Consider the following 18,182-nt stretch of genomic DNA (forward strand, 5'->3'; position numbering starts at 1 on the left):
TGGCCAGGCCGGCGGCGCGGGGCCACGATGGGGGCATGGACATCATGCAGCTGGTGGAGCAGTCCAAGGACGCGGCGACCGTCAACCGCGTGTTCGGCGAGCCCATTCACCACGGTGACATCGTCGTCATCCCCGTCGCCAGGGTCGCCCAGGGAGGCGGCGGCGGCCAGGGGCGGGGCACGAAGGAGAAGGACGAGAAGGGGGAGGGCAGCGGCGGCGGCTTCGGGTTCAGCGCCACTCCCGCGGGCGTGTTCGTGCTCAAGAACGGCGAGGCCCAGTGGCGGCCCGCCGTCGACGTCAACCGCATCGTCATCGGCGGCCAGATCGTGGCCGTCGCGCTCCTGCTGACCGTGCGCTCCATCCTCTGGCGGCGCCGGCGGCGCAGGCACTGACCGCCGCCCCGCCGCCGGGACGGACACGTGGTCCCGGCAATCGAGAGGGCGCTGAAGACGGACGTTGCTCAGGCGAGGGGCCTGCCGGCGAAGGCGCTGACCGCGGTGCTCGGCTACGTCATCGGAGGTGGCCAGGCGTCAGCCGTAACCGTTGTTGCGGATGGGGGGCGCGGGCCGTAGTGACGGTCCGCGCCCCCTCGTTGCCGCAGCTGAACTCGCCGGGTGTGCGGTAGCTCCGGCTGTACATTCATCGCGATGGATTTTGTTATCCGCTATGCGTGTGGGCGGTCGTTTGCAGGCCGGCGACCTGGAACTCAACCGCAGAGATCCGGTTCGTCAGGTTCGAGACGGCTGTATTTACCTGGTCTTGCAGCGTGTTGAGTTTCCCAGTGAGCTGAGATATCTGCTGCTGGACTTGAGATGCGGCAGTAATCTTTTGTTCGAGTTCGATGAGCCGCTGCAGAATGTTGACGTTCTGGACGAACAGATTTTCTGTGACGACGGCGTCGCCGATAAAACGTCCCGCGACGGTGAACGCAACCGCTCCATCCTCGGTGGGTGCGGTTCCGAACGATTCTGGCATTGGCCTCAGCCTCCCGTATGTTTTGCCAGCCTGGGACGGAAGGACCTATGGGCATATGCGTATCCCTTGCTCGGGCGATATGGGATTCCATGTGCGCGGTCCGCCCATTTCCTGTCCAGTCATGTGGTCGATAAACAGAGCGCTCGTGGTTGGGAACTCCATGTCGTACACATTCGGCTCCCTACGTTCGCCGACTCGACGACGAAAGTATGCGGGTCGTCTCCCAGACCACCAAGGTTGAAGATCAAGCTAGAGTTGACGCCATGACCTCTGTGACGCAGCTTGTCGCTTTCGGTGGGGTGGTGCTGCTCGGCGCGATGTCGCCGGGCCCTGACTTCGCGGTCGTCGTACGCCGCTCGGCCGTCTCCGGGCGCGGGCACGGCATGGCGGCGGCGACGGGGATCTCCGTGGGCGTCTTCGCCTGGGTGGTGGCCGCGGCCACCGGCGTCGCGGCGCTGCTGGCCGCCTCGGCCATGGCGTTCACCGTGGTGAAGGTGGCCGGCGCGGCCTACCTGCTCTACCTCGGGGTCAGGGCGCTGCGCGCCGCCCTGCGCCGGGGCGGCGACCTGACGTTCGACGCGCCGGACCCGGGAATGCAGGGCGCGTGGGCGGCGTTCGCGGAAGGGCTGCTCACCAACGTGCTCAACCCCAAGGCCGCCGTGTTCCTGGTGGCCCTCGTGCCGCAGTTCGTCAGCTCCGGCGCCTCGCTGCCGGACATCCTGGTGCTGTCGATGATCGCGCTGACGGGCTCGGCCGCGTGGTTCCTGGTGGTGGCCACCATCGTGGGGACCCTGCGCAAGGTCTTCGCCAGGCCCGCCGTACGCAGGACCGTGGACGGCCTGACGGGCGCCGCCCTGATCGCCCTCGGCGTCAAGCTGGCCGGCTCCGGCAACCCCTAGCTACACCGATGACGCCGAGCGGCGGGAGACGACGGCGTACGCCAGGCTGACGATCACGAAGAACGGCACGCCCGCCCACCACGCCGGCCGCAGCGACTCGATGAACAACGTCGAGACGAGCACCGCGGCGAGGAAGAGCATCACGACGCCCGACGTGACGGGCGCGCCCCAGAGCCGGACCGGTGAGGGCGGCAGCCCCTGCGCGGCGCGGGTGCGCCGGAAGGCGTGGTGGGTGAGGAGGATCAGCAGCCACACGACCAGCGCGCCGAACACCGACACGCCGAAGAGCGCCAGGTAGGCGTCGCTCTCGCTGGCCGCCGACACGACCGCGGCGAGCGCGAGGCCGAGCGCCGACAGGGCGAGCGCGTTGCGCGGCACGCCGGCGGCGCTGAGCCGCCCGGTCCAGGCGGGGGCGTACCTGTTGGCGGCCAGCGAGTGCATCATCCTGGTGGTCAGGTAGAGGTTCGTGTTGGCGCTGGACAGCGCGGCGGTGAGCACGACGAAGTTCATGACGGTCGCCGCGGCCGGGATGCCCGCGGCGGAGAACACGCTGACGAACGGGCTCTCGGTCACGGAGCCGCCCTGCGCGGTGGTGGTCCACGGCACCACCGTGAGCACGACCGCGATGGCCAGCACGTAGAACAGGGCCAGCCGGGTGACCATGCGGCGGGCGGCGCGCGGGATGTCGCGCACCGGGTTCTCCGACTCGGCGGCGGTGACCGAGACGACCTCGGTGCCGATGTAGCTGAACAGCACGAACACCATGGCGAGGAACAGGCCGCTCATCCCGTTGGGCAGGAATCCGTCGTGCGCGGTGAGGTTCGAGACCCCGGTGGCCTCCGCGCCGGGCAGGCCGACGGTGACGAGCAGCACGCCGAGCAGGATGAACACGATGATCGCCACGACCTTGATCATGGCGAACCAGTACTCGACCTCGCCGAACAGCTTGACCGCGGCGGTGTTCACGACGAGCACCACGGCCGAGAAGACGGTGACGGGCAACCACAGCGGCAGCGACGGCCACCAGAACTGCACGTAGATCCCGGCCGCGATGACCTCGCCGCCGATGGCGATGACCTGGATCGTCCAGTACGTCCAGCGGACCACGAATCCGGCCCACGGGCCGAGGTACCGGTGCGCGATGACGCCGAAGGCGCCGGCCTCGGGGTGGACGACGACCATCTCCGCCAGCGACCAGCCGATCACCAGGGCGACGCCCGCGCAGATGATGTAGGCGACGATGGTCGCCGGGCCGGCCTGGGAGATCGCCAGGCTGGAGCCGAGGAAGAGCCCGGTGCCGATCGCGCCGCCCAGCCCGATCATGGTGAGCTGGCGCCCGGTCAGCCTGCGTCGCAGTCCGGATGCGTTGTCCACAAGAGACCTTTCGGGGTGATCAGGCCCGGCTGCAGGCCCGGCGGGAGGTGCTGATGGCTTCGACGGCCGCGTCCACGTCGGACCGGTCGTTGTAGTAGTGGAAGGACAGCCGCAGCAGGTCGCCCCGCGGCGCGGTCCAGATGCGCTGTTCGGCCAGCCGGGCCGCCAGCCGGGCCGGGTCGTCGTCGGCGATGGCCACCTGCGGGCCGCGGGCGCCCGCCGGGCTCGCCACGCGCTCGCCGGCCGCTGCCAGCCGCTCCGCCGCCTCCTCGACCAGGGCGGACACGTGCTCGTGCACGGCGTCCATGCCGACCCGTTCGATGAGGTCGAACCCGGCGTTGGCCGCGTAGGCGGACGGGACGGGCGGCGTGCCGGTCTCGAAGCGCCGGGCGCCGGCGGGGAAGTCGAGCAGCCGGGGATCGAAGGCGAAGGGGTCGGTGCGGCCGAACCAGCCGGTGAGCTCGGGTTCGCGCTGCTGCTCCATGCCGCCGCGTACGTAGAGGAACGCGATGCCGGGCAGGCCGAGCAGGTATTTGAGCGACCCGGCCGCCAGGTAGTCGCAGCCGAGCCGTTTCACGTCGATCGGGGTGACGCCGGCGCCCTGGTAGGCGTCCACGAACACGCGCGCGCCCTTCTCGTGCGCCAGGCGGACGACGTCCTCGACCGGGAGGCGGGCGCCGTTGCGGTAGGTGTGCAGCGGCACCGACACCAGGTTGGCACTCTCGTCGACGACCTGCTCGTACGCCTCGGCCGTGACGTTCTCTCCGGTGTCCGCGGCCATCCTGACCGTGGCGCCGCGCCCGCGCTGGGCCAGCCACACGTGGGCGATGGACGGGAACTCCAGGTCGGTGGTGACGATGCGGGGGCGGCGCGACCAGTCGAGTGACGAGGCGGCCTGGAAGGCCGCCTCGGAGGCGCACGACAGCACGGCCACCTCGCCGGGCTCGGCGCCGATGAGCCGGGCGAACCGCTCCCTGGCACGGTCGACCTCGCCCATCCACACCTCCCAGGGGGCACCCGCGTCGCGCAGCGTGTGGCCGATCTCCTGGAGCGCGTACGCCAGCCGCGACGACAGGGCGCCCTGGCTGCAGCTCGCCAGGTGCACGGAGTCGGTCAGGGAGGGGAACTCGGCCCGGAACTGAGTGGCGTTCAGCAGATGCGACATTTCGGGCACCTTATCCGGACTGTTTTAACCAGGTCAATACACCTTCAACGGTATTAATGCCCGATAGGATCTGCGCGTGATTGGCGCCAGGATCCGTGAGCTCCGCACCGTACGCGGGCTGACCCTCGCCCAGCTGGCCGCGGAGGCGGGCGTGTCGAGCGGGCTGATCAGCCAGGTCGAGCGCGATCTGGCCGACCCCAGCCTGGAAACGCTCAGGAAGATCGCGAAGGTGCTCGACCTGCCGCTGTTCAGCCTGTTCCAGGAGCCCGACGCGGCCACCGTGGCCGTGGTCAGGCGCGAGGGGCGGATGCTGGTCAGGTCCCCCGCGGGCGGGATCACCTACACCCGCGTGTCGCCCGGGCGCGGGCGGCTGGAGGTGCTGGAAGGGCACCTGCTGCCCGGCGGATCGTCGGCCACCCAGCCGTGGTCGCACCCGTCCGAGGAGTGCGTGCTCGTGCTGCGGGGCCGGCTCGTCGTCGAGGTGTCCGGGGCCGAGCACGTGCTGGAGGCGGGGGACAGCTGCTCCTTCGACTCGTCGCTGCCGCACCGGTATCTCAACACCGGGGAAGAGCCGGTCGACTTCCTGATCGTCGCCACTCCGCCCAGCTACTGAGCCGGTGCGCCGGCAGATGAGCGCGTCGATCACGTAACACGCCCACGCGTCGGGATATATCCCGTTAATGTGCATGAGGTCCGTCCCAGCCGTCACAGGAGTCATCCCCCTCATGCCGAACGCCGAGCCGCTGCGCCCAGACGATCCAGAGGCGATCGCGGCCTACCGGCTCGTCGGGCGGCTCGGCGAGGGCGGCCAGGGCACCGTCTACCTCGGACAGGCTCCCGACGGCCGGCCGGTGGCCGTCAAGGTGCTGCGCCAGTCCGTCGCCGGGGGCAACGGCTTCGCCAAGGAGATCGCCGCGGCCCGGCGCGTGGAGCCGTTCTGCATCGCGCAGGTGCTCGACGCCTCCATGAGCGGGCGTCCGTACATCGTCAGCGAGTACGTCGAAGGCCCATCCCTGCAGGACGCGGGCCCCCATCGCGGCGCCGATCTGCAGCGCCTGGCGGTCAGCACGGCCACGGCGCTGGCCGCCATCCACGAGGCCGGGGTCGTCCACCGCGACTTCAAGCCCTCCAACGTGCTGCTCGGACGGGACGGGCCGCGCGTCGTCGACTTCGGCATCGCCCGGCTCGCCGACTCCGCGGTCACCGTGACCAGCAGCGTGGTCGGGACGCCCGCGTACATGGCCCCCGAGCAACTGGCGGGCGCGTACGTCGGACCGGCTGCGGACGTCTTCGCCTGGGCGGCGGTCATGGTGTTCGCGGGGACGGGCACGCCGCCGTTCGGCGAGGACTCGCTGCCCGCGGTCATCAACCGGGTGCTCAACCAGGAACCGTTCCTCGGCGACCTGCCGGAGCCGCTGCGCCAGGTCGTGTACGCCTGCCTGGCCAAGGACCCGGACGCCCGCCCGCGGATGCGGGACGTCCTGCTGCACCTGCTCGGCGGGTCACGGCCCGGCCGTCCGGCGGAGGGCGGCGATCCGCGCCGCACGCTTTCGCCGCGGCGCGCACGAGCGCGGGTGCCGTTGGTAGCCGCCGTTTCCGGGGCGGTCGCCGTGTGCCTGGCGGCCGGCGCCGTCGTGTACACCGCCTCGGCGGACAGGAGTCCCGCCCCGCCGGTGCTGGCCGCCGGCTCCAGCGAGCCGTCCCCCTCCGCCACCACCACGCCCCGGCGCGAGAGGACCGCCCCGCCCAGAAGAAAGGCGCGTACTCCATCGGCCGCTCCCGAGACCACGCGCTCGCGCACCGCCAAGCAGCCGTCACGGGAGCGCACCGCCACGCAGCCGTCGCGGGAGCGCACCGCCACGCAGCCGTCGCGGGAGCGCACCGCCGCCCGGCGAACGCCCACGAGCACGCCGGGGCCGACGAGGAGGCCGGCGACCAGGCGGCCGTCGCCCACCCCGAGCAAGCAGCGCGCGAAGGCCGCGTCGTTCACCCTCGCCTACGTCCGGGTCGCCGGCTCGTCCAAGATCAACAGCGAGGGTGTCACCTGTTACACGGGCTCGCTGGGCTTCGGCATCGGGCTGGACGCGTCCGAGACGGGAGCCCCGTTCTCCTACCAGTGGGTGGTCGACGGCCAGGTGGTGGAGAGCGGCTCCAGGCGCATCCCGTCCCACGCCAGGTCCGACTATTTCGGTTCGAAGAAGCAGATCAGCCCCGACCTCGGGACCGAGCACACGGTCGTCTTCCAGCTCACGTCGCCGGTGCGGAAGAGCCGGTCCACCTCGTGGACCATGTGCTGACCGCCGGACGCGGCGTCAGCCGAGCTTCTTCGCCAGGGTCTCGAACGCCAGGTCGTCACGCATGGGCACTCCGAACCGCTCGTCGCCGTACGGGAAGGGCGACAGCTCGCCGGTGCGGACGTAGCCGCGGCGCACGTACCAGGCGATGAGGTCCTCGCGCTGGACGATCACCGTCATCCGCAGCTCGCCGGCGCCCCACTCGTCGCGGGCGAGCCGCTCGGCCTCGGCGAGCAGCGCCCGCCCCGTGCCCGCGCCCTGCAGATCGGGCGCGACGGCGAACGTCCCGAAGTAGGCGTGGCCGTCATGGCGTTCGAGCTGGCAGCACCCCACCATGACGCCGTCGGCCTCGGCGACGATCACGGTCGTGGACGGATCGTCGATCATCTCGGTCACCATCGCCGCGTCCACGCGCTGTCCCTGGAGGAGGTCCGCCTCACCGGTCCACCCGCTCCTGCTCGTCTCTCCCCGGTACGCCGACTGCACCAGGTCGACCAGCGCGGGGACGTCGGAACGGCGGGCCGGGCGGAAGGTGTGCTCGCGGGGACTGCTCATGCTCATACTCCGGAAACGTACCTGGGAACTTCCCGCGCGGTCGCCCGCGATCAGGAGACGGCCACCCCGAGCAGGTGGCCCAGCCCGAAGGTGACGGACGCCGCCCCCACGCCCAGCACGAGCTGGCGCAGCCCGCCCAGCCACCACGGCCGCGCCGTCATCCGCGCCACCGCCGCCCCGAACCCGAACAACGCCAGCACGCTCAGCACCACGGCCACCGCCAGCCCTGACGCTCCGAAGAGGAAGGGCGCCAGCGGCACCAGCGCCCCGGTCGCGAACGCGCAGAACGAGGACCCCGCGGCCACGTACGGCGAGGGCAGGTCGTCGGGATCCACGCCCAGCTCCTCGCGGACGTGCACCCGCAACGCCTGCTCGGGATCGGCGGACAGCCCCTCGGCCACCCGGTGCGCCAGCGCGGGGTCGAGCCCGCGCGCCTGGTAGAGAGCCGCCAGCTCGGCCAGCTCGCCCTTGGGGTTCCTGACCAGCTCCTGCCGCTCGACGGCGATCTCCGCCCGCATCAGCTCGGTCTGGGACTTCACGGACGTGTACTCCCCGGCCGCCATGGAACACGCGCCGGCGACGAGGCCGGCGAACCCCGCCAGCACCGCGCCGCGCCCGGCGCCCGCCGCGCCCACGACCCCGGAGATCAACGCGAAATTGGACACGAGCCCGTCCATCGCCCCGAACACGGCCGGCCGCAGCCAGCCGCCGGTGACGTCCCGGTGGCTGTGATGCTTCTCGGGCGAGTACGGCCGGGCGAGCTCGACGGTCATGCAATTCCTCCGCTTTCGGGTGCCTTATCCGGAAATGTAGGCATATGTCGCCAAGATCCGCAACGAAGGAAAGCCTTCCCTGGCCAGGCATTCCGCCGCCAGAACGGCTCGGCGGGCGCGGTCCGGCGGTGCTCGCCGGCCTCCGCCGGCCGCGCGGCAGCCGCGCGGCCGGCGTCGCGGCTAGCGCGCGGGCCTCCCGCCGGCGTCGACGTCGATCACCACGCGGTCGGAGTAGGTTCGCCGCTCGGTACGGAGCACCGCCAGCTTGTCGTCCATGACCGGGAAGACATGGACGGGTGTCAGGGTGATCCGCGCCTTCCGGCCGCCCTTTCCCCGGACCCGGTCGACGTCGATCTCGAGATGGCCGTAGTGCTTGCCGCCCGAGAGCAGCCGCGGCGTCTCGCCGGCGACGTCCCACGCCTCGGGCTCGCCCTGGTCAGCCGTCCACCGGCTGAACGCGTTGTACGCCAGGGGCGGGCTGTCGAGCGTGGGGCCGTCCCTGCGCACGCCCCGCAGGCCGTCGCCCGAGACACCCACGTCGTAGTAGTGCACACCGGTGCCGTCGCCGTCCGTGTCGACGAAACTCCGCTCGAACATCTCGCTGTGCCCGGAGATGACGGCGCTCACCCCGTACCGTTCGAACAGGGGTTGGTAGACCCGCATCGGGGTGCCGCCCTGGCCCGAGGTCAGCGCGTGGTTCATGGGCAGGCCGTGTTCCCCGCTGCTGTAGGGGACGTGGTGGAACTGCACGAGCACGATCTGACCCGCTGCCCTGGCATCGCGGAGCTGCTGCTCCACCCACGTCCATTGCCGGCCGCCCGGGCTGTAGTCCGACAGGTCACGGCCGCCGGCCGCCTCGTACTCCGAGCGCGTGAAGTTCTCCTGGGTGTCGGTGCCCGGTCCGGTGTACTCGCGGCCGGTCAGCTTCTCCTCGGGCGGGTAGCTCGCCGCGCTGTCATCCGGTTCGCCGTTGTTGCTGTCGAGCGTCAGCACGGTGACCGGCCCGTAGTCGATGCGGTGGTAGTTGTCGCGGTGCTCCGGCGTTCCGTTGGGCGGCGCGTCGAAGTAGGCGTGGAACTTGGCGCGCGATCGTACGACCGGCGTGCGGTCCTCCGGCGTGCCGTACCCGCCGTTGATCGCCCCGAAGCTCTCCCAGTTCCCGAACGCGGGGATGATGGGCACGCCGGTCAGCAGGTCGCCGGAGGCGCCGGCGGTGTGACGGAAGAACTCGTCCCAGCCGGGCTGGTAACCGCCGCCCTGGACGAGGTCTCCGGTGAAGAGCACCGCGTCGGGCGATCTGCCGCGCACGACGGCGAGGTTGCGGCGCAGGCCCTCGTCCTCGGTGAGCGGATAGCGCAGGACGCGCGTCCCGGACAGGACCGTGGTGCCGTACGTTCGGTCCCAGAGCGCGTCAGCATCGGCCGGGGGCCGGCCGGCGGCGCCGGCGCCCGGCGCCCACTCCCGGCGCTGGACGCGCCCGCGCGGCTCGGTCTCGGAGTCGGACATGGCGATCAGCCTGATGTGCTGCCAGCGGTCGGCGGCCGGGGCGGTGCGGAAGCGGCCGCGGAAGGTCTTCCCGCCCTGTTCCACCGTGTAGTGGTACTGGGCGCCCGGTCGCAGGCCGCTCACCTGCCTGGAGTGCTTGTAGCTGTCCGGCCCTCCGAGCCATGATCCCTGCTCCAGCCCGGGGATCTCCTGGGTGAGCTCGGCGGCCGTGTAGGCCAGGTCCGGCTGCGGCTCGCCGGCGACCCGCGCGACCTGGCGGCCCGGGAGGCCCGGCCCGCGGACGGTCAACCGGCCCGGCTCGCCGTCCTCGGTGAACCAGGTGATGGTGATGCCCGAGGAACTCGGGCTCTGCAGATACGGAAGGATGCGGAAGTCCGCCTGCCGGGTGGCCGCCGTGGCCTGACCGGTCAGGGTCCCCGCCGGAAGGAGCGCCGCGGTCAGCGCCGCGGCGCACAGTCTCGTTCGCCTGAGCATGTGCGGACCTTTCAGTGCTTCAGCGCGACGTCGCCGACGACGATGCGGTGGTCGGAGTACGGTGTCGAGACGACCCAGCCGGACGTGGGGCCGACCCTGAAGTGACGGCGGTCCACGAAGATGTAGTCGATCTTCCGGTTGCTCTCGTAGGGCTGGTGGTAGTCGTCGGGCAGGCCTTCGGCGCCCATGGTCCACTCGCCCTGGCGGTGGGGGCACGCCTCCGTCCCGAGGTGCCATCGCCTGATGTTGCCGCGCCAGCGCGGGTCCGCTCCGTCGACCTCGTCGAAGACCCCGGTCCCGCCGCACCTGGCGTAGAAGTGGGAGAGCGAGGGCAGGAACGGCAACTCGTTCAGGTCGCCGAGCAGGGCGACCGGCATCCGGGCGGCCATCGGCGTGATGGTGTCGGCGATCAGCTTCGACTGGGCGTAGTTGATGGAGCGGCCGTAATGGGGGTCGGCGGCGATGTCCGGGTCGTCGGGGAAGGAGTCCTCGTTGATGATGACCAGGGGCACCTCGGTATGGGTCACGCACGCGCGCACGGCCGCCGCGCGGGGCACGTGGACGTCGCCGCAGACGAGCTTGCGGAACCGCTGGCGATAGTGGTAGCCGAGATCCAGGTACGGCGTGTCACCGAACATCACCCGGTCGGACGGGTGCTTGCTCAGCAGTCCCATGACGTACCAGCCACCGGGATTGACGTCCGGGTCGTGGCAGTTGGGGATGTCGTGGTTCGTCACGACGACCTGCTCGGTGAGGCCGCCGTAGCCCGGCTTCGCCTTCAGCCGGTCCCGCAACGCGACCCACTGCGTGTAGCACATCTCGTTGAGAGAGATGATCTCGGCGCCCTGCTCGTAGATCTTCGTCACGGCGTCGTCGACCGGGGCGCCCGTGCTCCCGCCGTTGAAGCCGTTTCCGGCGAAGTTGAAGTCCAGCATCCGGATCCTGCGCTCGGCCTTGCCGGCCGGAGCGGCGTCCGACGGTTCCGCGGCGGCGACGGCGGGCGTCGCCAGGAGTAATGCGGCAGTTGCCACGATCGCGATGAGTCCGAATCTCATGGTGCGTCTCCCGGGGGGTGAGTTCCGCTCGAACATTCCTGTCTAGACCAGTATTTGGCGGAAACGTAACACCGCGTGGCGGGAGTGACAAGGGGGAGGCGTGTGCAGGAAAGGCGCCGGGCAGCTCGCGGTGCGGGCCCGCCGGGCCGGGGTCAGCCGGCGGCCGGAGGCCGGCTGACGTGCATCTGGATGACGTAGCGATCGCCGCGGTAGAGCGAGCGGCCGAACTCGACCACGTTGCCCATGTTGTCCACGGCGACCCGCTCCACGAGGAACGCCGGGTCATAGTCCGGCACCTCCAGCCGTCTGGCCTCCGACCGGCTCAGCCGGGCGATGGAGACGGTCTGCTCCGCGGTCTCAAGCCGCACGCCGAACAGGCGTCCCAGGAGCTCGAAGAGCGAGTCGTCCCGTCCCATCTCGGAGAGCAGGCCAGGGAACCGCGCGGCGGACAGGTTCGTGCGCTCAAGCGCCATGGGGACGCCGTCGGCGGTCCGCACCCGCTCGATGGAGTGGACCGGATCGCCGGTGGCGAGGCCGAGGCGGGACGCGATGTCGCGCGGCGCGGGCCGGGTGCGGCCGCGGTAGCTCTTGGCGCCGGGAACCATCCCGCGCATCCGCATGTCCTCGCTGAAGGAGCGGAAGTTCTCCGAGTGGGTGAGGGTGGGCTGCTGCACGAACGTGCCCCGCCCCGCCACGCGCCTGACCAGCCCGCGCGCCTCCAGGTCGTTGATCACTCCGCGGACCGTCATCCTGGCCACGCCGAACCGCTCGGCGAGGACGCGTTCGGAGGGGAGCAGGGCGCCGTCGCGCATGTCGAGCACCAGCGCGGTGAGGACGTCCTGGATGTGCTTGCCCTTCGGGCCTCCCTCTCCCGCCGAGAACACCTCTGGTGCGACATCACGCGGTTCGTGTCGCGGCCTCGCCACCGCCGGCTCCCTCCCAGTCCTGTCGGCGCACCATCTTATGGCCTCGCGCCTGTTGACTTACGGTCTATACCAGTATTACGTTCCAGACCATCGCATGAGCGCCCGATATGGAGAAATGCGTATGTTTCGTACACGGCGCGGCTTGATCGCGGCTGCCGGGATGCTGGCCATGACTCTGTCGGCCTGCGCCCCGAGCGCCCCCGAAGGGCAGACGAGCTCAGGCACCACCTCCGAACAGGTCACTCTCGACGTCTGGGGATGGCGCCAGGAGGACGTCGCCGCCTACGAGAAGATCTTCAAGATCTACGAAGACGCCCATCCGGGCGTGAAGGTGAAGTACGTGCCCTACAAGGCCGACGAGTACGACACCATCCTGCGGACAGGGCTCAGCGACGCCAACGGCCCCGACGTCGCCCAGCTGCGCTCGTACGGGTTGCTCCAGCCGCTCGTCGCCGCCAAGAGCCTGGTCCCCCTGGACGGCCAGGTCCAGGAACTGGCCGGCTTCCCCGAGCCGGTCCTCGACGGCGCCCGCGGCGAGCGCGACAAGCGGGTGTACGGCGTGCCGTTCGCCATCCAGACCCTGCACGTCATCTACGACAAAGCCCTCTTCGGCAAGCACGGGCTGACCCCGCCGAAGACCTGGGACGAGATGATCGCGGCCTTCGACAAGCTGGCGGCGGCCGGCCTCGTCCCGCTCGCGACGACGGTGACCGACACGTGGATGCTCCCCATCCAGCAGGAGATCTTCGGCGCGACGAGCTACGGCGGCCACGACTACCTCAGCAAGATGCTGGCCGGGCAGGCCGCGTTCACCGACCGGCCCTGGGTGGACTCGCTGACGAAGTGGAAGAGCACGAGCAAGTACTGGCCCGAGCAGTACGAGGGCGTGAGCTACGTCGACGCCCAGGCGCTGTTCACCTCCGGGCGGGCGGCGATGTTCCCCGGAGGGGTCTGGGAGCTGGCGGTCTTCGAGAAAACCAACCCGGAACTCGAGCTGGGCATCTTCAACGTCCCACCGCCGCCGGGCGCGGCGGCCACCCGGACGCTCGTCCCCGGCTACGTCGACGGCTCGTTCGGCGTCTCGGCCAAGTCCCCCCACCAGAAGGCGGCCATGGACCTGGTGCGCTGGATGGCCTCCCCCGAGTTCGGCCAGGCGTTCTCCACCGAGCTCCGGCAGATCTCGGCGGTGCCGGGCGTGCGGCCCCAGGACCCGCTGCTCGCCCAGGCGCTGGCCGCCTACCAGGCCGACCCCAGCCCGTACGTCACCTACGCGTACTTCTCCGGCGGCTCGCCGACCGCCTGGGACCTGGCCTCGGAGGCGTTCTCGACGTTCGTCACCGGGCGCTCCGGCGCCGAGGACGCCGCCGAACACGTACAGCAGGGTGTGGACCAGTGGTTCGAGCCGACCCAGTGACCGCCGAGCGTCCCGAGCCGGCGCGCCACCGTACCGGCCACCCGGCCGGCTACCGGGCCGGCTACCGGGCCGCCTACCGGGCCGGCCGCACCTCCCCGGCCTGGATCGCGGCGTTCTGCCTGCCGGCCCTCGTGCTCTACGGCATGTTCGTCGTCGTCCCGCTGGTCACGGCCTTCTACTACGGCCTGTTCCGGTGGGAAGGCATCCGCCAGGGGGAGTTCGCCGGGCTCGGCAACTATCTCGAGGTGCTGACCAGGTATCCGCTCAACCAGGAGATTCCCGCCGCGCTCTGGCACAACGTGCTGTTCTTCGCCGGCACGATGGCCATCCAGAACACCGTCGGTCTCGGCCTCGCGGTGCTGCTGTACCGCAACCCCCGCGGCAAGCGCTTCCTCCAGACGATCTTCTCCCTGCCGTACCTCATCAGCCCGCTGATCGTCGGATACGTCTGGTCCCTGCTGCTGAGCCCCACGTTCGGGCCGATCAACTTCCTGCTGCGGGCGGCCGGCCTGGACGCGTGGGCCCGGCCGTGGCTCGGCGATCCCGACACGGCGCTCCCCGTCCTGGTCCTGGTGAACGCCTGGCAGTGGATCGGCGGCCCGATGCTGATCTTTCTCGCCGCGCTGGGCGGCATCCCCAGGGAACTGGAGGAGGCCGCCGCGATGGACGGCGCCTCCCCGTTCCGGGCCTTCTGGAGCGTGCGGTTCCCGCTCCTCATGCCCGCGGTCGGGGTCATCACCGTGCTGACCTTCATCGGCTGCTTCAACCTCTTCGACCTGGTCTACGCGCTCGGCGGATCGGACGGCGGCCCTGGCGGCGCGATGGACGTGCTGGGCCTGCTCTACTACCGCACGGCCTTCGAGGGCGGCACGAACGCGATCGGGGAGTCCTCCGCGCTCGCCATCATGATCTTCATCCTCGTCTTCGGCGCCTCCGCGGTCCTGGAGCGCTTCCTGCGGCGCCGGGAGGTGACCTCGTGACCACGAGACGCCGGGGCGTACGGGTCCTGGTCGTCCACGCCCTGCTGTGGTCCTACGCCGCGGTCGCGTTCGGCCCGCTCCTCCTGGTGGCGATCGGCTCGTTCCGCACCAACGCCGACATCCTGCGGCAGCCGGTCGGGCTGCCGGAGTCGCTCACCCTCGACAACTACCTGCGGGCCTGGGAGACCGCGTCGATCTCCACGTACTTCGCCAACTCGCTCCTGGTCACCGTCGGCGCCGTCACGCTGTGCGTGGCGGTGTCGGCCACGGCCGCCTACGCGCTGTCGCGCTGGCGGTTTCGCGGGCGCGCGCTCCTGGCCGCTTTCTTCCTGTCAGGGCTGATGATCCCGGCCAAACTCGGGCTGCTCCCGGTCTTCTACATGTACCTGTCCATGGGGCTGATCGACACGCGGCCCGGCCTGATGCTGCTGTACGCGGCGAGCGGCGTGCCCTTCTCGATCTTCGTGATCATGGGTTTCATGCGGGGGCTGCCCACCGGACTCGAAGAGGCCGCCCGCCTGGACGGCGCGAACGAGGGACGGCTCTTCGTGTCGATCGCGCTGCCGCTCATGCGACCGGCCCTGGCCGTGGTCACCGTCTTCCAGTTCGCGCCCACGTGGAACGACTTCTTCTACCCGCTCGTCCTGTTGCGCAGCGACTCCAAGTACACCGTCCCCGTCGGCCTGACCCGCTTCTTCGGCGAGTTCGCCACCGACCGGGCGACGCTCTTCGCCGGGCTGGTGATCGCCCTCGTGCCGCTGGCCCTGGTGTTCGCGCTCGCGACCAAGCAGATCATCGCCGGGCTGACGGCAGGGATGTCCCGTTGACGGCGGATCACAAGGCCCGCATCAGCATCGACGGCGGCAAGTCCGAGCTTCGCCTGCTCGTGAGCACCGGCCGGGACCGGCAGTACGGCGTCGGGCCTGGCATGTCGTACGAGCCGGGCGAGGACGGCGTCGCCCGCATCCTCGGCAGCGTCCGGGCCGCCGCCGAGGCGGTCCGCCTGCCCGCGGAGGCGGCAGGCGTGGCCGCCGGCCTCACCGGGGTCCCCGGCGACCCGGCGGCGAGGCGCCGGCTGGTCTCCCTCCTCGAGGAGTTCTTCGGATGCCCGGCCCTCGTCGTGGAGGACAGCCTGCTCGCCCACGCCGGGGCCCTGGAGGGCGCGGGCACGGTGTTGTGCGTGGGCACCGGGACCACCGTTCTCGCGGTCGGCGACTCCGGGCGCAGCGTCAGGATCGACGGCTGGGGGCCGCTGCTGGGAGACCGCGGCAGCGCCCACGCCATCGGCCTGGCCGGGCTGCGCGCCGCCACGGCGGCGCACGACGGCGTGGGGCCGGCGACCGAGCTGGCCGACCGGCTCGTCGCGGAACTGGGCGGCACGGATCTGGCCGGCCTGCAGCGCTTCTACCGGGACGCCGCGCTGGTCGCGCGGACCGCCGCCTTCGCGCGTGCCGTCCTGGAGGCCGCGGAACGCGACGCGGTGGCCCGCGGCATCTGCGTCGAGGCGGCCGAGGCCCTCGCCGCCGCCGCGGCGGCGGCGGTGTCCCGCCTGCCGGACGCGGGCCGGCGGGTCTCCTACAACGGGCGCCTCCTGGCTCCCGGCAACCTCCTGCACACTGCTCTGGTCGCGAGTCTGTCCGGCCGCGGGCTGGACCTGGCCGCGCCGCTCGCCACATCTCTGGAAGGTGGATTGACCTTGCTCCGTTCGCAAGAACCGTATCGAGGCCTGCTGCGGCGGCTCACCACCCAGCCGGGAGGCCAGGCGTGAGGGCCGGACACGGCGCCGAGCGACTCGACGTCGTCGTGGGCGAGGCCATGGGCGGGTACGCCGACCGGACGGAGGGCATCACCGCCACCCTCGACCCGCTGGAGGTCCACGCCGTCACCTTCACCGACGGCGGGCACCGGTTCGCGTTGATCGTCGCCGACCTCGTGTGCGTGAACACGGATGTGGTGGAGCGGATCCGGGCCGCCGTCGGTGACCTGGGCGTCGACTCCTGCTGGGTGGCGGCGACGCACACCCACGCGAGCCCGGAGGCCGGATGCGTCCCCGGGGGCGCACCGACCCCTGCCTCGCTGGCCGAACGCCTGGTCCGCGCGTCGCTCCAGGCCGTCAGGGCCGCGCTCGCCGACGAGCGGGACGCGCGGCTCCACACCGTACGGGCGGATGTCCCGAACCTGGGCGGGCGGCGCGCGTTCCCGGACCGCCACGCCGCCGACCTGCCGGTCGACGCGCTCGTCGTCTCGTCCCCCGCGGGAGAGACCGTCGGCGTCATCGTGGTCTCGCCCGTGCATCCCACGGTGCTCCCGGCGGGCAACAGCGGCGCCGGCGCGGACCTCACCGGCGGCATCCGCCGTGCCCTCCAGGCCGGTGACCGGTGGATCGTGGTGGCGACCGGCGCCGCGGGCGACATCAGCACGCGGCACACGCGGCAGGCGCGGGACCGAGCGGAGATCGATCGGCTCGGCATGCTGGTGGCCGAGCGGCTCCCCGTCGCGGCGCCCCCTACAGGCGAGCCGGGGGAGGCGCCCGTCCTCGCACCGGCTTCCGTCCGGGTCGAGCTCGCGCCCAAGCGGCCCGAGGAGTTCGCCGCCGCCATCGCCGCGGCGGCGGACGCCCAGGGCGCCGGCGAACGCCACCGGAGCGTGGTCCACCAGGGCCGGCGAATCGCGCGTGATCTCCAGAGCCAGGGGCGCACACGACCCTACGAGATCGAGGTCCAGGCGATCCGGCTCGGCGACGTCACCCTCGTGGCCGTGCCGGGCGAGCTCTTCCTCGACCTGGGCGAGGCCGTCCGCGCGGAGTTCCCTGCGCACGCTTCACCCGTCGTCCTCGGCTACGCCAACGGCTACCTGGGGTACCTGCCCAGCCGCGGCACTCCGGCCACGTACGAGACCCTCGTCAGCCCGGTCGCGGAGGGCAGCGGCGAGCGCGTCGTGGCGGCCGCGGTCCATGCCGTCGAGACATCGGGAAGGAAGGGACGCTCCATGGCCGAATCACAGTTCGCAGCCCGTGCCGGGTCACTCGTCGAGCAGGTGCTGACGACGCAGATGACCGCCATTCACCAGGCGGCCGAGCTCGTCGCCGGCTCGATGGCCGCCGGCGGGGTGCTCCAGGCGTTCGCCACCGGGCACTCGCGGGCGGTCGCGCTGGAGCTCACCGGTCGCGCCGGCGGCCTGGCGGCCGTGAGCATGCTCGCGGTCAAGGACCTGGTGATGTTCGGGGGCGTGGACCCGGCGCTCATCCTGGATCCGACGTACGAGCGCACGCCCGGCCTCGCCGAGCGGATCTACACGCTGGCGCGGCCGGAACCGGCCGACGTGTTCCTGATCGTGTCGAACTCCGGCCTCAACGCGGCGGTCGTCGAGATGGCGAAGCTCGCCCGCGGCAACGGCCATCGCGTGATCGCGCTCACGTCGCTCGAACACACCCGCTCGTCGTTCGCGCGAAAGGCGGGGGGAGCACGCCTGGCCGATCTCGCGGACGTCGTGATCGACAACTGTGCCCCGGCCGGCGACGCCACGGTCGAGCTCGGCCCCGGGGCGCGCGTCGGCGCGGTCTCCTCCTTCACGGGGGTGCTCATAGCGCAGGTGCTCGCCGAGCTCGTCTGCAGGAAGCTGCTCGAACGAGGAGCCGAGCTCCCGGTGTTCGTCTCGGCGAACCTGGCGAGCGGCGACGACCACAACGCCGCGCTGTACGAGCGCTATCGCGAACGCGTGCGCCCGCTCGAGCCGTAGCCCGCGGTGCGCGGCGCGGACGTCCTCCGGTAGCGGCGCGTTCGAGGACACGCG

General features: G+C 71.4%; 17 protein-coding genes. 9 read left to right on the forward strand and 8 right to left on the reverse strand.

Annotated elements, in window-relative coordinates; genetic code table 11:
• Positions 1-35 precede the first annotated feature (35 nt).
• Positions 36-392, forward strand: a complete 357-nt coding sequence (locus tag ACTWPV_RS16810) for a spore germination protein GerW family protein (RefSeq protein WP_443152470.1) — start codon at positions 36-38, stop codon at positions 390-392.
• A gap of 265 nt (positions 393-657) precedes the next feature.
• On the opposite strand, the gene ACTWPV_RS16815 is transcribed toward ACTWPV_RS16810, so the two are convergent.
• Positions 658-975 carry a hypothetical protein gene (locus ACTWPV_RS16815; RefSeq protein ID WP_443152471.1) on the reverse strand — a complete coding sequence of 106 codons (318 nt, stop codon included), beginning with the start codon at positions 973-975 and terminating at the stop codon, positions 658-660.
• Between the two features lie 263 nt (positions 976-1,238).
• Between ACTWPV_RS16815 and ACTWPV_RS16820 the strand changes: the two genes are divergently transcribed.
• A complete protein-coding gene (locus ACTWPV_RS16820) occupies positions 1,239-1,874 on the forward strand; it encodes a LysE family translocator (RefSeq protein WP_443152472.1) in 636 nt (211 codons plus the stop codon).
• Here ACTWPV_RS16820 and ACTWPV_RS16825 read toward each other — a convergent pair whose 3' ends face one another.
• Both ACTWPV_RS16825 and ACTWPV_RS16830 read right to left on the reverse strand, forming a co-directional pair.
• On the reverse strand, positions 1,875-3,248 hold the full coding sequence (locus ACTWPV_RS16825) for an amino acid permease (protein WP_347644865.1): 1,374 nt from the start codon (positions 3,246-3,248) through the stop codon (positions 1,875-1,877).
• Positions 3,249-3,267: 19 nt separating this feature from the next.
• A complete protein-coding gene (locus ACTWPV_RS16830; RefSeq protein WP_443152473.1) occupies positions 3,268-4,413 on the reverse strand; it encodes an aminotransferase class V-fold PLP-dependent enzyme in 1,146 nt (381 codons plus the stop codon).
• A 76-nt stretch (positions 4,414-4,489) separates the two neighbouring features.
• On the opposite strand from ACTWPV_RS16830, the gene ACTWPV_RS16835 reads away from it, so the two are divergent.
• Positions 4,490-5,026: a helix-turn-helix domain-containing protein gene (locus ACTWPV_RS16835; RefSeq protein WP_443152474.1), complete on the forward strand. Its 537-nt coding sequence runs from the start codon at positions 4,490-4,492 to the stop codon at positions 5,024-5,026.
• Between the two features lie 112 nt (positions 5,027-5,138).
• Positions 5,139-6,710, forward strand: a complete 1,572-nt coding sequence (locus ACTWPV_RS16840) for a serine/threonine protein kinase (RefSeq protein ID WP_443152475.1) — start codon at positions 5,139-5,141, stop codon at positions 6,708-6,710.
• A gap of 15 nt (positions 6,711-6,725) precedes the next feature.
• Here the strand turns inward: ACTWPV_RS16840 and ACTWPV_RS16845 are convergent, their stop codons facing one another.
• The 5 genes from ACTWPV_RS16845 to ACTWPV_RS16865 form a co-directional block, all read right to left on the reverse strand.
• The gene (locus tag ACTWPV_RS16845) at positions 6,726-7,268 is read right to left on the reverse strand and encodes a GNAT family N-acetyltransferase (RefSeq protein WP_347644869.1); all 543 of its coding nucleotides are present in this window, start codon (positions 7,266-7,268) and stop codon (positions 6,726-6,728) included.
• A 44-nt stretch (positions 7,269-7,312) separates the two neighbouring features.
• A complete protein-coding gene (locus tag ACTWPV_RS16850) occupies positions 7,313-8,035 on the reverse strand; it encodes a VIT1/CCC1 transporter family protein (protein WP_443152476.1) in 723 nt (240 codons plus the stop codon).
• 180 nt (positions 8,036-8,215) lie between these two features.
• A complete protein-coding gene (locus ACTWPV_RS16855; protein ID WP_443152477.1) occupies positions 8,216-10,015 on the reverse strand; it encodes a metallophosphoesterase in 1,800 nt (599 codons plus the stop codon).
• Between the two features lie 11 nt (positions 10,016-10,026).
• Complete coding sequence (locus ACTWPV_RS16860; protein ID WP_443152478.1) at positions 10,027-11,070, reverse strand: endonuclease/exonuclease/phosphatase family protein; 1,044 nt, start codon at positions 11,068-11,070, stop codon at positions 10,027-10,029.
• A 152-nt stretch (positions 11,071-11,222) separates the two neighbouring features.
• Positions 11,223-11,996: a GntR family transcriptional regulator gene (locus ACTWPV_RS16865; RefSeq protein WP_443152479.1), complete on the reverse strand. Its 774-nt coding sequence runs from the start codon at positions 11,994-11,996 to the stop codon at positions 11,223-11,225.
• A gap of 142 nt (positions 11,997-12,138) precedes the next feature.
• On the opposite strand from ACTWPV_RS16865, the gene ACTWPV_RS16870 reads away from it, so the two are divergent.
• From ACTWPV_RS16870 to ACTWPV_RS16890, 5 genes are read left to right on the forward strand one after another with little or no spacing between them, the layout of a single operon-like run.
• Entirely contained in the window at positions 12,139-13,410 is a 1,272-nt protein-coding gene (locus ACTWPV_RS16870; RefSeq protein ID WP_443152480.1) for an ABC transporter substrate-binding protein, read from the forward strand.
• Entirely contained in the window at positions 13,389-14,390 is a 1,002-nt protein-coding gene (locus ACTWPV_RS16875; protein ID WP_443152481.1) for a carbohydrate ABC transporter permease, read from the forward strand. The genes ACTWPV_RS16870 and ACTWPV_RS16875 overlap by 22 nt, the downstream gene beginning before the upstream one ends.
• Positions 14,387-15,217 carry a carbohydrate ABC transporter permease gene (locus ACTWPV_RS16880; RefSeq protein WP_443152482.1) on the forward strand — a complete coding sequence of 277 codons (831 nt, stop codon included), beginning with the start codon at positions 14,387-14,389 and terminating at the stop codon, positions 15,215-15,217. Before ACTWPV_RS16875 ends, ACTWPV_RS16880 begins: the two co-directional genes overlap by 4 nt.
• Positions 15,214-16,158: an N-acetylglucosamine kinase gene (locus ACTWPV_RS16885; protein WP_443152483.1), complete on the forward strand. Its 945-nt coding sequence runs from the start codon at positions 15,214-15,216 to the stop codon at positions 16,156-16,158. The genes ACTWPV_RS16880 and ACTWPV_RS16885 overlap by 4 nt, the downstream gene beginning before the upstream one ends.
• Positions 16,155-18,128, forward strand: coding sequence for a sugar isomerase domain-containing protein (locus ACTWPV_RS16890; protein WP_443152484.1), 1,974 nt, complete (start codon positions 16,155-16,157; stop codon positions 18,126-18,128). Before ACTWPV_RS16885 ends, ACTWPV_RS16890 begins: the two co-directional genes overlap by 4 nt.
• Positions 18,129-18,182 lie beyond the last annotated feature (54 nt).

It is taken from the genome of Nonomuraea sp. KM88 (genome assembly GCF_052245635.1).
In the GTDB taxonomy this organism is placed as follows: Bacteria; Actinomycetota; Actinomycetes; order Streptosporangiales; family Streptosporangiaceae; genus Nonomuraea.